15 protein-coding genes are annotated in these 14,302 nt (G+C 65.4%); 4 read left to right on the top strand and 11 right to left on the bottom strand.

What is annotated here, in order from left to right:
• Window positions 1-19 precede the first annotated feature (19 nt).
• The 9 genes from DYI42_RS08005 to DYI42_RS07965 all read right to left on the bottom strand — a co-directional run bounded on the left by DYI42_RS08005 (window position 20) and on the right by DYI42_RS07965 (window position 8,487).
• Window positions 20-640, bottom strand: a complete 621-nt coding sequence (locus tag DYI42_RS08005; RefSeq protein WP_213545412.1) for a LysE family translocator — start codon at window positions 638-640, stop codon at window positions 20-22.
• Complete coding sequence (locus DYI42_RS08000; protein WP_213545411.1) at window positions 637-1,155, bottom strand: DUF1697 domain-containing protein; 519 nt, start codon at window positions 1,153-1,155, stop codon at window positions 637-639. Before DYI42_RS08000 ends, DYI42_RS08005 begins: the two co-directional genes overlap by 4 nt.
• Window positions 1,152-2,270 carry a DNA replication/repair protein RecF gene (gene recF / locus DYI42_RS07995; RefSeq protein ID WP_213545410.1) on the bottom strand — a complete coding sequence of 373 codons (1,119 nt, stop codon included), beginning with the start codon at window positions 2,268-2,270 and terminating at the stop codon, window positions 1,152-1,154. Before recF ends, DYI42_RS08000 begins: the two co-directional genes overlap by 4 nt.
• 31 nt (window positions 2,271-2,301) lie before the next feature.
• Window positions 2,302-3,420 (bottom strand): DNA polymerase III subunit beta, encoded by a 1,119-nt coding sequence (gene dnaN / locus DYI42_RS07990; RefSeq protein ID WP_213545409.1) that lies wholly within the window; start codon window positions 3,418-3,420, stop codon window positions 2,302-2,304.
• Window positions 3,421-3,566: 146 nt separating this feature from the next.
• Window positions 3,567-4,991, bottom strand: coding sequence for a chromosomal replication initiator protein DnaA (gene dnaA / locus DYI42_RS07985; RefSeq protein ID WP_213545408.1), 1,425 nt, complete (start codon window positions 4,989-4,991; stop codon window positions 3,567-3,569).
• A 569-nt stretch (window positions 4,992-5,560) separates the two neighbouring features.
• Window positions 5,561-5,827, bottom strand: coding sequence for a 30S ribosomal protein S20 (gene rpsT, locus DYI42_RS07980; RefSeq protein ID WP_213545407.1), 267 nt, complete (start codon window positions 5,825-5,827; stop codon window positions 5,561-5,563).
• Window positions 5,828-6,032: 205 nt separating this feature from the next.
• Complete coding sequence (locus DYI42_RS07975; protein ID WP_213545406.1) at window positions 6,033-6,809, bottom strand: enoyl-CoA hydratase; 777 nt, start codon at window positions 6,807-6,809, stop codon at window positions 6,033-6,035.
• A gap of 65 nt (window positions 6,810-6,874) precedes the next feature.
• Window positions 6,875-7,726, bottom strand: coding sequence for a bifunctional DNA-formamidopyrimidine glycosylase/DNA-(apurinic or apyrimidinic site) lyase (mutM, locus tag DYI42_RS07970; protein ID WP_213545405.1), 852 nt, complete (start codon window positions 7,724-7,726; stop codon window positions 6,875-6,877).
• Between the two features lie 59 nt (window positions 7,727-7,785).
• Window positions 7,786-8,487: a hypothetical protein gene (locus tag DYI42_RS07965; RefSeq protein WP_213545404.1), complete on the bottom strand. Its 702-nt coding sequence runs from the start codon at window positions 8,485-8,487 to the stop codon at window positions 7,786-7,788.
• An 85-nt stretch (window positions 8,488-8,572) separates the two neighbouring features.
• Here DYI42_RS07965 and ubiE point away from each other — a divergent pair, with 85 nt between their 5' ends.
• A complete protein-coding gene (gene ubiE, locus DYI42_RS07960; RefSeq protein WP_213545403.1) occupies window positions 8,573-9,325 on the top strand; it encodes a bifunctional demethylmenaquinone methyltransferase/2-methoxy-6-polyprenyl-1,4-benzoquinol methylase UbiE in 753 nt (250 codons plus the stop codon).
• 6 nt (window positions 9,326-9,331) lie between these two features.
• Window positions 9,332-10,864: a 2-polyprenylphenol 6-hydroxylase gene (gene ubiB / locus DYI42_RS07955; protein ID WP_213545402.1), complete on the top strand. Its 1,533-nt coding sequence runs from the start codon at window positions 9,332-9,334 to the stop codon at window positions 10,862-10,864.
• A gap of 161 nt (window positions 10,865-11,025) precedes the next feature.
• On the opposite strand, the gene DYI42_RS07950 is transcribed toward ubiB, so the two are convergent.
• Together DYI42_RS07950 and DYI42_RS07945 are read right to left on the bottom strand one after the other, a co-directional pair.
• Window positions 11,026-11,751 (bottom strand): flagellar hook capping FlgD N-terminal domain-containing protein, encoded by a 726-nt coding sequence (locus tag DYI42_RS07950; protein WP_213545401.1) that lies wholly within the window; start codon window positions 11,749-11,751, stop codon window positions 11,026-11,028.
• A gap of 12 nt (window positions 11,752-11,763) precedes the next feature.
• On the bottom strand, window positions 11,764-13,377 hold the full coding sequence (locus DYI42_RS07945) for a flagellar hook-length control protein FliK (protein WP_213545400.1): 1,614 nt from the start codon (window positions 13,375-13,377) through the stop codon (window positions 11,764-11,766).
• A 112-nt stretch (window positions 13,378-13,489) separates the two neighbouring features.
• Between DYI42_RS07945 and DYI42_RS07940 the strand changes: the two genes are divergently transcribed.
• Window positions 13,490-13,774: a rod-binding protein gene (locus DYI42_RS07940; protein ID WP_213545399.1), complete on the top strand. Its 285-nt coding sequence runs from the start codon at window positions 13,490-13,492 to the stop codon at window positions 13,772-13,774.
• Window positions 13,767-14,120 carry a flagellar export chaperone FlgN gene (gene flgN / locus DYI42_RS07935; protein WP_213545398.1) on the top strand — a complete coding sequence of 118 codons (354 nt, stop codon included), beginning with the start codon at window positions 13,767-13,769 and terminating at the stop codon, window positions 14,118-14,120. The genes DYI42_RS07940 and flgN overlap by 8 nt, the downstream gene beginning before the upstream one ends.
• Window positions 14,121-14,302: the final 182 nt, after the last annotated feature.

Raw genomic sequence — 14,302 nt, 5'->3', positions numbered from 1 at the left:
GCGCCAGTGACGATTTCGCTCAGGAGAAGGGGATGATGAGCCCGACGAGGATCAGCAGGCTCCCGGCCACGATGTTCGTCCGCTTGAGCGCGCGCGGCGAGGCTAGAAGCCGCCGCGCCCGGTCGATCATCAGGGCAAAGAAGAGATTGCCGAACAGTGGCACCACCGCGGAGATCGCCGTGATGGTGGCAATGTCGGCCCAGGTCACCTGGGTCAGGTCGAAGAAGCCGGGCAACACACCCATGTAGAAGAGGATCGCCTTGGGATTGGCGAGGATCACCGCCACCCCGGCGGCAAATCCGGCCCACATGCCCGGGCGGGTGAGGCGGCTGTCGGTCGCGATGCTCTTGCCCGCGTTCCGCAGGATCAACGCGCCCATCACGAGGAAGATCCCCGCCGCCACCCACTTCAGCACGGTCATGAAACCGGCGAACACCGTCGTCACCCAGGTGATCCCGTAGATCGCGAGGAAGGGCCAGAGCACATCGCCCACCACCACGCCGAAAGCCAGCGGCCAGGCGGCGTGGAACCCGCCCGAGAGCGCCCGCGCGGTGAGTGCCATCCACACCGGGCCGGGGGTGAGGAAGAGGATCATCAGCGCGAATGCATAAAGGCCGATATCGGCTGGGGTAATCGTCATATAGCGTCCAGCATCTCGCGCAGCTTCGCCACGGTGTTAAGGTTGCGCGCCGTGGCCGACACGCCCAGATGGCTCTCCGCCCGCGCCCCGAACTTCGAGCGCCCCATCCCGTCCGGCGCGTGGAAATACATCACCTTGCCAATGATCTCATAGCGCTCTGCCCCACTGAGCAGCGCGTCCAGCTTCTGCCGGTTCGGATGCGGCTCATCGGCGCAAAAGAAGTAGTGCAGCAGCTTCGGCGTCTCGCGGGCTTCTTTGAACGGATCGTTCGCCAGTCCTTCTGCAAAGGCCTCCGCCCCGATCAGCATGCAGGTGGGCCGAAAGCCGAACTGCTCTTCAATCGCATCCGCGATGTCATCGCTTCGGGGCGCGCCCCGCATCACCACATTGCCCGACTGGATGTAGGTGGCCACATCCTCCGCCCCGAGCCCCTCCAGCAACGCCCGAAGCTCCGCCATCGGCAGCTTGCCATGACCACCCACGTTGATGCCCCGCAATAGCAGAACCGATTTCATGCCCCCACCTCACGCACCGTCGACACGCCCGCCGCCTCGGTCACCTCGAAATGCTGCGCCTTGCTGCCCAGTTCCTCGAACAGCTCCGCGCCGGTGCCGGTCATGAAGGCCTGCGCGCCGAGCCGCTCGATCTCGGCATAAAGCGCCGCGCGGCGGTCGGCGTCCAGATGGGCGGCCACCTCGTCGAGCAAAAGCAGTGGCGGCGCGCCGAAATCCTCCGCCAGAGCGCGGGCATTGGCGAGGATCAGCGACAGCAGAAGAGCCTTCTGCTCGCCAGTCGAGCACAGCCGCGCAGGCGTGTCCTTGGCGATATAGGTCGCCTCCAGGTCGGCACGGTGCGGCCCGGTCAGCGTTCGTGTCGCCGCCAGGTCGCGCGCGCGCCCCTCCGAGAGCGCGGCCACCAGCGCCGCCGCATCCCCGGGATCGTCGCAGGCAGGCTCTGGATGGGTCAGCACCAGCGCCGCCGCCGGGAAGGCACCGTCCGCCTCACCCTGCGCATCGGCCAGCCGCATCAGCGCCTCTTCCCGGTGGCGATGAATCCGCGCGCCCTCCTCGCCCATCCGCGCCTCCAGCGCCGCGTACCAATGGGCATCGCGCACCATGTCCTTCAGCAGCCGGTTGCGCTCGCGCATCGCCTTTTCATAGGCCAGCACCGCCTCGCCATGGGCTGGCTCAAAGCTCAGCACGATCCGGTCCAGAAATCGCCGCCGCCCCTCCGCCCCCTCGATCCAGAGCCTGTCCATCGCGGGCACCAGCCAGACAACCCGCGCCAGCCGCCCCAGCGCCACCTGCGCGGCAGCTTTCCCGTCGATCTTCACCGCCCGGCCCGAAGCCCCCGCCTCGGCCCATGTTTCCAGCTCATGGGAATGCCCCAGCGAGGCCAGCTCGGCTTTCACCTTCCAGCCCAGCCGCTCCGGCGCCCGCGCCATCTCTTCCGCCGCAGCCCGCCGCAGCCCGCGACCGGGTGACAGCAGCGAAACCGCCTCCAGCACGTTGGTCTTGCCCGCCCCGTTCGGCCCCCAAAGGGCAACCGGGCGGCCATCCAAAGCCAACTCCGCCCGGCGATGCGAGCGGAAATGTGAGAGCGTCAGGGAGGTGAGGGCAAGGCGGGGCATGGCTGTTGCGCAGGCTAAAGCCCGCGCTCCGTCAAACCCGCATCGGCATCACGACATAAAGCGCCGAGGTGTCGGAGCCTTCGCGCATCAGCGTCGGATCACCGGCGGAGTTGAACATGAACACCGCATTCTCGCGGTCCACCTGGCTGGCAATCTCGGTGAGATACTTGGCGTTGAAGCCGATCTCCAGATGCTCGTCGCCATAGGCCACCGCCAGCTCCGCGGTGCCCGCGCCGCTGTCGGGGGAGTTGACAGATAGCACCAGCCGGTCCTCGTCGAGCGAGAGCTTCACCGCGCGGGAGCGCTCGGAAGACACGGTGGAGACCAGATCGACCGCCTTGGCGAACTCCGCGGCATCCACCTCCAGTTTCTTGGTGTTCCCGGTCGGGATGACACGCGTGTAATCGGGGAAGGTGCCGTCGATCACCTTGCTCGTCAGGGTGATCTCCGGCGTTGCAAAGCGCACCTTGGTCTCGCTGACCGACACGGCGATCTTGGCCTCGTCGTCATCCAGCAGCTTGCGCAGTTCACCCACCGTCTTGCGCGGCACGATCACCCCCGGCATCGTTTCCGCGCCCTCGGGCAGCGGGGCATCGACACGGGCCAGCCGGTGGCCATCGGTGGCCACGCAGCGCAGCGCCTGCCCATCCTCGCCGGTGGCCACGTGCATGTACACGCCGTTCAGGTAATACCTTGTTTCCTCGGTGGAAATCGCAAACTTGCTCTTGTCAAAAAGCCGCCGCAGCGTGGGTGCATCGGCGCTGAAATTCGCGCCGTATTCGCTCGACGCCATCACCGGAAAATCTTCCTTCGGCAGCGTTGCAAGCTGGAAGTTGGAGCGCCCGGCCTCCACCGTCAGCCGCCCAGCGGCCACGTCATCCGAAAGCTGAACCTGCGCCCCATCCGGCAGCTTGCGGACGATCTCGTGCAACGTCACCGCGCTTACCGTCGTCGCGCCCGCCTTCTCGACCATCGCCGGTGCCTTGTCGACAACCTCGATATCGAGGTCGGTCGCGCGAAACTGCACGCCGTCCCCCTCGGCCTCGATCAGCACATTGGCCAAAATCGGGATCGTGTTGCGCCGCTCCACAACCGATTGCGCCTGCGCGATGGCCTTCAGCAGAACGGCCCGCTCGATCGAGAATTTCATTGCTCTGTCCCCCATGGTGCCGGGAGGCGCAGACTATGCAAATCCCCCCCGCAGGCAAGTTGTTTCTCGCAGTTTCGTGAGTTTTGCAGGGGCGTCAAGGGCACCCCTGGCAGCAGGTCAAGCGGGCGCTTGTCCCGCCGTCCGGACTAGGCTTCCAACATCCGCTTCAACAGCTCGATATCGTCGGCCAGGCCACTGTCTGTGTGCATCATCTCTTCGATCTTGCGCACCGCGTAGAGCACCGTCGTGTGATCGCGGTTGCCGAAGCGGCGGCCGATTTCGGGCAGCGACCGCGAGGTGAGGCCCTTGGCAAGGAACATGGCAACCTGCCGCGGGCGGGCGATGCTCCGGTGCCGCTTGGGGCCCGTCATGTCGGAGATGCGCACGTTGTAATGCTCGCAGACCCGGCGCTGGATCTCTTCCACCGTCAGCTTGCGCTCCGAGGCGCGGAGCAGGTCGGCGAGGCACTCCTGCACCATCTCCAGCGAAACTTCCCGGCCCACGAGGTTGCCAAAGGCGAAGAGCCGGGTCAGCGCGCCTTCCAGCGTGCGGACGTTGCCGGTGATCCGGTGCGCGAGAAACTCCAGCACATGCGGCGCGATCTCGAGGTTGCCGTAGTGGCCCTTGTAGAATTCCGCCTTCTGCTGAAGGATGCCCAGCCGCAGCTCGTAATCCGTCGGGTGCAGGTCCACCACGAGGCCCGATGCGAGACGGCTGGCGATCCTGTCTTCGATCTTCTTGATGTCATGCGGCGCACGGTCGGCGCTGATGACGATCTGCTTGCCCTGGTCGGACAGCGCATTGAACGTGTGGAAGAACTCTTCCTGCGTGCTGTTCTTGCCGGCGAAGAACTGCACGTCATCCACCATCAGCACATCCACCGAGCGGAAGGCCTGCTTGAATTCGTGCATCCCGTCTTCGCGCAGCGCGCGGACAAAGCGATACATGAACTGGTCGGACGACAGGTAAACCACCTTCTTCTCCGGGCAGTTCTCTTGGAGCGCCCAGGCGATGGCGTGCATAAGGTGGGTCTTGCCGAGGCCGGAGCCGCCATAAAGGAAGAGCGGGTTGAAGGTGAGCGGCCCACCTTCGGACACACGGCGCGCGGCCGTATAGGCGAGCTGGTTGGGCTTGCCCACCACGAAGCTGTCGAAGGTGAAGCGCTCGTCCAGTGCCGCACCGGGCAGGTCATCGTCCTGGCCGCTGCCGGACTGGCCCGCGCCGCCACGGCCTGCCCCCCGGCTTGCGCTGCCATGCCCTGTGCCGGTGCCGCTGTCTGCGGCCTGCACGGCAGGCGCCGCCTGAGCCGTGGCCGCCGCTCGCGCCGCGGCACTCGGCACGCGAAATTCCAGCCGACGCACCTCGAGCCCGTCGCGGCTCATCTGCTTAACGATCGTATCCGAGAAGTTCCGGCTCACCCAGTTGCCGAAGAAGTTGGTCGGCACCTCAAAATGCGCAACGCCATTTTCCAGGCTGTTCAGCTTGAGCGGCTCGATCCAGGTCTTGAAGTTGTTCTGTCCAACCGTGGTCCTGAGCGATTCACTGACCTGTCCCCAACGCGTCTGCGGCATTCCCAAATCCTGTCCCATTTTTCTTTGTCATTACGCAAAAACCGCCCCTGCCTAATGTGGCGGCGCACCGAAATGCGGCCCACGCACCATTGGGATCGTAATGACAAAACCTTCCGTCGCCCTGCACAGCACTGCGCAGGCGCGGCTCCATGGAGCAATCAAAAGGCAGACCGGACGGGCGCAAGCTATGCCCATCGGCCAAAGACATCATTTCGGACATGATGTGTCAGCAGCAGAGACCCTGAGCTGGCGGTCTCCCAACCGCCTTCGCAAGCTCTCTCGACAACTCTCGTTTCCGGCGTGCGGCTTCGGTGCAGCGCTTCCCCTTGAAGCTCCGAAACCTGGCTGGAAACGACCATGTCCCCCCTAGGCGACGTGAATCGCAGGATTGGTGATAGCAAGCGCCCGCGCGACACGGCAACTGACCTTTTGACTTGACTCACGCTTTAATTCGCACGAATCCTGCCACCCCCCTGAACGCCCTAGTTTTTATGGCCATAGCGCCACATAGGAACGAAAAGGGGCGCCAACCCGAAGGTGGCGCCCCTGGCTCATTATGTGATCACGACTCAGGCGCCGATGGCCTTCACGCGGGCGCTCAGGCGCGACATTTTGCGCGCTGCGGTATTCTTGTGATAGACGCCCTTGGTCACGCCGCGCATCAGCTCGGGCTGGGCGGCGCGCAGGGCGGCGGTTGCAGCGTCCTTGTCACCCGAGGCAATGGCCTCTTCCACCTTGCGCAGGTGCGTGCGGATGCGCGAACGGCGCGCCTTGTTTACGGCAAAGCGGGCTTCGTTCTGGCGGGCGCGTTTCTTGGACTGGGGCGAATTGGCCATGGTGTGTGTCTCTCTCGTCGGGCCGCCCTCTTGCGAGAACGGCGTTGAAAACTGGTTCGCGCGGGAAGACCCGACCCCGGGTTCGCAACCGGGCGATTCTGGCCAGAGCGGGCCTCACACGCATGTATCGGCGGGCGTTTACACGGTTACGCGCCACTTGCCAAGCCCGTAGGCTGCGCATTCATGGCAAACCCCGAAAAAGGGCTCACTTGTCGCGGAACTGCGGCTCGCGCTTCTCGAGAAAGGCCTTCATGCCCTCCTTCTGGTCCTCGGTCGCAAACAGCCCGTGGAACAGGCGGCGCTCAAACAGCAGCCCCTCGCGCAATGGCAGCTCATAGGCCCGGTTCACGGCCTCTTTCGCCGCCTTCACCGACACCATGGATTTCTCGGCGATCTTCTGGGCCGCCGCATTGGCCTCATCCATCAGCTTTTTGGCGGGCACCACGCGGCTGACGAGGCCGGATCGCTCCGCCTCTTCGGCGTCCATGAATCGCCCGGTCAGGTGCATGTCCATCGCCTTGGCCTTGCCTACGAGATGCGTCAGCCGCTGGGTGCCGCCGATCCCGGCGATGACGCCGAGGTTGATCTCGGGCTGGCCGAACTTGGCGGTGTCGGCGGCAATGATGAAATCGCACATCATCGCCAGCTCGCAGCCCCCGCCCAGCGCGTAGCCAGAGACGGCGGCGATGATCGGCTTGCGGCAGGCAAGGATTCGGTCGATCTGGCTGCCGAACATGTCGCCCATGAACACATCGACATAATCCTTCTCCGCCATCTCCGAAATATCGGCCCCTGCGGCAAAGGCCTTTTCCGAGCCGGTCAGGATGATGCAGCGCACACCCTTGTTGCCATCGGCCTCGCCAATGGCCTCGGCCAGCTCGCCGATGAGCTGGCTGTTGAGGGCATTGAGGGCGTCGGGGCGGTTGAGTCGGATGGTGCAAACATGGTCGGCGGTGTCGACGACGATGGTTTCATAGGCCATGGGATGGCGATCCTTTCGGTCATGCCAAGCCCCCCTTTGTTAGCAGGGTCAAACCGCTCTGCAAGTTATCTTTGACATGTCCCGCAATAGAAGGTGGAGCGGCCAGACTGCACGATACGGCGGATCACGCCCTCGCAACCTGGGGTGGAGCAGGGCGCGCTCTCCCTGTCGTAAGCCGCAAAGCGATGTTGAAAATAGCCAAGTTCACCAGAGGCTTGCCGGTGGTCACGCAGGCTGGAGCCACCTGCCTCAATCGCCTCGCCCAGCACCGTCCGGATCGCCGGAACAAGGCTGGCCACCCGCGCCGCGCCGATCTTCCCGGCCTTGCGCAGCGGTGAAATCCCGGTCCGGTGCAGCACCTCGCAAACATAGATGTTGCCCAGCCCAGCCACGATCTTCTGATCGAGAAGCGCGGCCTTTACCGGGGTGTTCTTGCCCCGGAAGGCCGCAACGAGATGTTCCTCGTTGAAGCTGTTGCCCAGCGGCTCGGGCCCGAGGCCCGCCAGCAGCCGATGCGTCTCGGCCTCAACCGTGGGCACAAGGTCCATCACCCCGAAACGGCGGGCGTCGTTGAAGGTCACCCGCGCGCCGTTCGCCATCTCCAGCACCACGTGGTCGTGCTTCTCCGGCGCCGGATGAGCATGATGAAACAGGCCCAGCCCCTCGCCGCTCACCCGCATCCGGCCACTCATGCCCAGATGCACCAGCAGGGTCTCGCCGCTCTCCAGATCCGCCAGAATATACTTGCTCCGCCGCCTCAGGCGCAGCACCCGCGCGCCCGTCAGCCGCTCGGCCATGCGTGGCGGAAACGGCCAGCGCAGCCCCTCGCGGTTCACCCGGGCTTCGGCAATCACGGTGTTTTCCATGGCAGGCAAAAGGCCTCGGCGCACGGTCTCCACCTCGGGCAGTTCGGGCATGTCGGCTCCCTCGAAGATCAGGCGCCAAACCTAGTGGCCCCGCTCTGCCCCGCAAGCCCTCATGCGAAAGCGCCGCGCCCGTCGATCGCGCCATGGGCCTGCGTCAGGAAGTCTGTCATGCCAGTCATGTATTTCTGCACCCGCATCTTTTTGCCTTGCGCCGAAGTGAGCCGATAGACGCCATTCCCCTCATCGCTGATGTCCACCAGGTCGCGCCATGCAATCTCGCGTCGAAACTGGATCAGGCTCTGTGAGATGATCACATCGCGATCATAACGCATCTCGAAGCTGAACACGTGGGCAAGCCCGAGCAGGGCAAAGCCCGCCACCACAGGCCGCAAGACCATCATCGCGGCAGGGTCCAGATCCATGTCCACGAGGAAAATCGCGGCAACACCGGCCACGGCCAGCAGCACGGTCGAAAGCCGCATCCCCCACGTGGGCCGCATCACCTTGGTGCCGAGGGACTCCTCCGCCGCCCGCGCCATCCCGCGCGAGGCAAGCGGTGCAATGTCCTTCTGGCCCATCAGCCTCGCGCCCATCGTCGGCTGAACCCGTCGGCCAGCCGCGTCCTTCGGCGCGGTCGCGTCCTCCAGCTTGCGCAGACCGCTACGGATCAGCACGCCGGGAATGATGTAGAAGACGAGGATATACCCAAGGACCACCGTGGCGATTGCGAGCCCGACAAGCGCCAGCACGATGATCGGGTTTTCGAGCGCCCACAAAAGCACCCCCAGCCAAAATTCGTCCCGTTCGCCCATGCCTCGCCCTCCTGCGCGCATCTGGCGCGTTTGTAATGGTCGGAAATTGCCTATATCCGGTTTGCGAACAAAGTTGGGCAAGCCCATGGCAGACGACGGAAAAACCACGCATTTCGGCTTCACCGAGGTGCCCGAGGCCGAGAAGGCGGGAAAGGTGCACGGCGTCTTTTCCTCCGTGGCCTCCAAATACGACATCATGAACGACCTGATGAGCGGCGGCATCCACCGGCTCTGGAAGGACGCGATGATGGATTGGCTCGCACCTCGCGCAGGCACCCGGCTGCTCGACGTGGCCGGCGGCACCGGCGACGTGGCCTTCCGCTACCTGCGCCGCGCGGGCGAAGGCGCCACCGCCACCGTCTGCGACATGACCGAGGCCATGCTGGTCGAGGGCCGCAAACGCGCCGAGGCCGCCGACATGGCCGAACGGCTCGATTGGGTGGTGGGCGACGCGATGGCGCTGCCGTTCGAGAGCAACAGCTTCGACACCTACACGATCAGCTTCGGCATCCGGAATGTTACCCGCATCGCCGACGCCCTGTCGGAGGCTTTCCGCGTGCTCCGCCCAGGCGGGCGGCTCATGGTGCTGGAGTTCTCACAGCTGCCCAACCCGATGATGCAAAAGGCCTATGACACCTATTCCTTCAACGTGATCCCGACCATGGGCAAGGTGGTGACGGGCGACCGTGACAGCTACCAGTATCTCGTGGAGAGCATCCGCAAGTTCCCGCCGCAGGAGGAGTTCGCCTCGATGATCCGCACCGCCGGCTTCGAGCAGGTGAAGTACCGCAATCTGACGATGGGCGTGGCGGCGCTGCACTCCGGCTGGAAGCTCTGAGGGGGCATGCGCGGACCTCACAACATCTGGCGGCTGATCCGCACCGGGGCGACCTTCGAGCGCACTGGCGCGATGGGCGTGGCGCTGGAGGCCATGGATGCGCCCCGCCCCCTCCGCGTGGCCGCCCGCGTGCTGGGCTGGCCGTTCAAATGGCTCGGCCACAAGGGCGACCCGGGCCAGCCGCCGGTGACCCGGGCGCTCACCGCTCTTGGGCCCGCCTACATCAAGTTCGGCCAGATCCTCTCCACCCGGCCTGACGTGGTCGGCCCCGAGCTGGCACAGCAGCTCATGGTCCTGCAAGACAAGCTGCCGCCCTTCGCCCGCGCCGAGGCGATGCGGGTGGTCGAGGCCGAGCTGGGCCAGCCCGTTGAGGCAATCTTCTCCGAGTTCTCCGAGCCCGTCGCCGCCGCCTCCATTGCCCAGGTCCACCGGGCCGTGCGGCTGGACGATGGCCGCCCGGTGGCGGTGAAGGTGCTGCGCCCGGGGATCGAACGCGCCTTCGCGCGGGATATCGACGCCTTCTACTTCGCCGCCGCCATGATCGAAGCGCTCTCGCCCGCCTCCCGGCGGCTCCGGCCCCGCGACGTGATCGAGCACTTCGAGGGCGTGGTTGCAGGCGAGCTCGACATGCGGCTGGAAACCTCCGCCGCCTCCGAATTCGCGGAGAATACCGAGGGGGACGAGGGCTTCATCGTGCCCCGCCCGTTCTGGCCCCTCAGCGCGCGTCACGTGATGACGCTGGAATGGGCCGAGGGCATCTCCTTCAACGACCTGGCCGCGCTGGATGCCGCGGGGCACGACCGGGTGGCACTCGGCGAGCGGGTCCTGTCGCTGTTTCTCCGCCATGCCCTGCGCGACGGGCTGTTCCATGCCGATATGCACCAGGGCAACCTCAAGGTCGCGCCCGGCGGCGAGATCATCGCGCTGGATTTTGGCATCATGGGCCGGATCGACGAGTATACCCGCCGGGTCTATGCCGAAATCCTGATGGGCTTCATCCGCAAGGATTACAAACGCGTGGCAGAGGTGCATTTCGAGGCCGGATATGTGCCTGCCGACCGCGATGTGGACGAGTTCGCCCGCGCCCTGCGGGCCGTCGGCGAGCCGATCTTCGGCATGGACGCGACCCATATCTCGATGGCCCGGCTGCTTTCCTACCTCTTTGAGGTGACCGAGCGCTTCGGAATGGAAACGCGCACCGAGCTGATTTTGCTGCAACGGACGATGGTGGTGGTGGAAGGCGTGGCCCGCTCACTCCATCCCAACATCAACATCTGGCAGGCGGCGCGGCCCGTGGTCGAGGATTACGTCAAGCGCAACGTGGGGCCCGCCGCGCTGCTGCACGACCTGAAGGAAACCGCCCGCGTCGCGATCCGCTTCGGCCCGCGCCTTCCGGCGCTGCTGGAGCGCGCCCTGATCGCCCAGGCCACGCCGCCGCCGCCGCGCCTCTCTGGCGGCACCCTCTGGCGCCGCCTTGCCTGGGTCGCGCTCGGCGCGGCCCTTGCCCTGGTTGGCGTCGCCCTGACGCAGGGTGTCTGACCGCCGGTCGCCGGGCTTGCGCCCGACCGGCTTAAGGTGGCCGCGCTGCGCGCGGCGGCTCCTCGTGGCATCGCTGCGCTCGGCAATTTTCCGATGCCTCGCTTCGCTCGATGCCGATGCGGCAAGGCGCCAAGCTGCCCCCGGCGCCACCGCCTGCCGCGTTATCGCATGGTCGCGCTTGAGAGCTGCTGACGGCTCATGCTGGCGCTTGCGCCTGCACTCTCTTCATAGACTACGGGAAACCGCAGTGCCGTCACCGCAGACGCCGGAACCGTGACACCGCTGTTCAGCAGCAGCATCGTTTCACCATCCTCGAGACGGGCTTCCTCCACCCGGGCGTAGACTTCGGCCTGCCGCGTGTCGATCAGCTCGTCGCCCTCGTAGCTTTCAACGCTGAAGCTGTAAGTGCCATCGGCAAAGACATTGCCGCCGTCATCAACCCCCTGCCACACGTGGAAGGGGGCGCTGGAGTCGATCATCAGGCGCTGGCGTTCGATGCCGAATTCGTCGGTGACAACCAGCACGCCCGCATCCGCGCCGCTTGCAAGATCAAGGGTCATTTCAATGGGCTGCCCGGTGAAGCGGGCCGGCGCAGCAACACGCGTTTCCATGCCGACGAAGTTTGCCAGCTCCGACATCCCCGTCATGCCCATCTGGGCGTTCAGCTCTTCGAGCAGCACGTTGGTGCGCACCTGTTGTTCGACGTTGGAAAAGGTGGCCAACTGCACGGCGAAATCAGCACTGTCGAGCGGGTTCAGTGGATCCTGGTTCTGAAGCTGCGTCGTCATCATCTTCAGGAAGGTCTCGAAATCAGAGTTGATGTAACCCTGGCTTGACTGGCTGCTGCCCAGGGTCGGCGTTGTCGCGGTGGCGGAAGTGGTTTCCATCTCGTGGTCCTTTCAAAGGCGAAGGTCGAGGCCGACGGAACGGACGGTCAGGCGGGCCTGCCCGACCGGGTCGGCAGCGTTCGTCATCGCCGACCCATCGTCATCAGACCAACTCACCCTCTGGCTGTTGCCCTGCTCGCCGGTTGCCTGATCCCGGAACGCGTTCTGCCCGCCAGTGAAGCTGAATTGCGCGCCCTCGTGGCCAAGGCGCCGCATTTCCTGTGCCAGCACATCGATGTGGCGGCGCATCATTTCCAGCGTTTCCGGTCGCTCAGCCGAAACGACCACCTGCAGCCCTGTCTCCCCGGCGCTGAACGAAAGCCTCAGCCGCCCCAGTTCCTCGGGTTGCAGGCTCAGTTCGATCGGGCCATCGGGCAACGGGCGCGAAATTTCTGCGATCTGGCTGGCGACCTGTTGCGCCATCGCGGGGCTGCCTTGAGGCTGCGGCAACGGCGCGAGTCCGTGCTGGCCAGCGGTTGGCGCAAGGCTCCGCAGCTCCGAAAACTGGGGCGAAACCTCGGCTGCCGTCGCATTGGGCGAAAGCGCCGAGAGCGTCTCGGCTACGCCGGCGGGTGGTGCCGCAACAGCCGGTGCAGGCGGTGGAGTCGTGGAGGCGGGGCTGGCGCTCATTGTGCCGGGCAGGGTCCGCAGGAATGGGGCACTGCTTGACTCCGCCTCCGTCGGCCCGGCGCTTGTTTCAGCGGCTGCAACCATGGGTGAGGCCACGCCCGGGCGGCCCGTCAGGGTTTGCAGTTTTTCCCGCAGAGTGCCGTTCAATTCCGGGCGCGGCGCGCGGGGCACATCGGCAAAGGGAATCAACCGCCTGCCCTCGGCACCCAGCGGCGTGAGCGCAATTGGGTCAGGCCGGGCGACAGGGGTGGCTTCAACATTGGGTGCAACTGAGGGACCAGGTGGCACAGCGGTCACATCAATAGCGCCCGCGTTCTTGGGCGGCCCCGAAGCCGGCGGGGCGGACTTCTCCGAGGCCGGGCGCACGCCTGTGCTCTCCTCGGTCGGCCCGGCGACCACCGGTTCCTGCGCGGACACCTCGGCAGCGCGCTCCATTGGTTCGCGAAGCATCGGCGCCACCTGACCGTCCGACCGCGTCTGTTGCGCCTCCTGTCCGTCCGCCGCGGGCCCGGCGTCCGGCACCACCGGGCTCAGACCATTGGCCGGGACAGACTCAGGCGTCGCGCGCACGCGCTCCGTGAGCGGCACAGACGGAACTTCCGCTTCCGAGGCCGCTTCAGGCGTGGCTGCGGCATCCTCTGGGATGGCCCAGGCGTCCGCTTCACGGCGCTCACCGGCCTCTGCCATGGGGCCAACCTCTTCGCGCGGGGCGCCCTCGGGCACGATCGGCGGCATGAGGCCCTGTTCCGATGTCTCTTCCGACTGCGTTTGCGCCGGATCCTCTGCAACGGGCGCGTCCTTTGCGCCCACGAGGCCTGCGGTTTCTGCCTGCGTGGCCTCCGCGTTCAGCGCGGCGAAGACCGCGGCCCACTCCGGCCCGGCGGTCTCGCCCTTTGCGGCCGCCTCACCACCGCCGCGATTCTCTGTGCCCCTGGCTGGCCCGCCGGCGGCGAACACCGCAAATACAGCCGTTTCCGACATCATCGCGTTCTGCATCTCAACCTGATCCTTCTGACAAGTTGTCTGCAGAATGCCCGCAGTTGGTTACCGATCCTTTACCGCTTTCTGCCCTAATGCCTCAAAATCGTCGCAATTCGAGAGGCCGCAGATGCCGCCGATTCCCCTTATCTCGTCCCCCACGTCCGCCCCACTCGCGCCGGATCGCGAGCAACACCTGCGCAACCTTTCCGTCGAGCTTGAGGCGAGCTTCCTGGCCGAGATGCTGGGTCATTCCGGGCTTGGCGACACGCGCGAAAGTTTCGGCGGCGGCGCGGGCGAGGAGGGGTTTGCCTCGTTTCTGAGGCAGGAGCAGGCGAAAGCGATGGCGCAGAGCGGCGGCATCGGGCTTGCGGAGCACATCTTTGAAAGTCTGAAGGCGCGAAACCATGGATAAGAACATCGAACTTTATGAACGTGCGCAGAGCCTTATACAGGATGAACGCGCGGCATTGAAATCCGGCGATTTCAACCGGCTCGAGGCGCTCTACGAAGAAAAGCACGAGCTGCTGAAGCAGATCGAGGCGCAGGCCGATACGCTCACGCGGTCCCAGCTTGAGGCGCTGTCTGCCAGCTCGCGCGGAAACGAGCGGCTGCTTGATGCCGCCCAGCGCGGTCTGCGCGCCGTGGCCCGCAGGCTGAGCGAAACCCGCCGGGCAGCGGAGCACCTCGACACCTACACGGACGAGGGCAAGCGCAAGGATCTGGGCCCCGTGCGCACCAGCTTCGAACGCCGCGCCTGATTCTCTCGCGCCTCTTTTCTGCCATAGTTTCAAACGCTTCCGATGCGCCGCGTGCGCCGGTGGCGGTAACACTTTGTTCACCACACATTCAGATTGGCCGCGAAAAACTCGCCTAAAATGCGTAGTTCTGAGGCGGGAGCAAATTAGGACTCCCTTAAACTCGCTCGGTCAGGTTCGCATCC

The sequence above is a fragment of the Vannielia litorea genome, from assembly GCF_018424695.1.
Lineage (GTDB): Bacteria > Pseudomonadota > Alphaproteobacteria > Rhodobacterales > Rhodobacteraceae > Vannielia > Vannielia litorea_A.
This window is presented reverse-complemented; position numbering and strand designations above follow the sequence as displayed.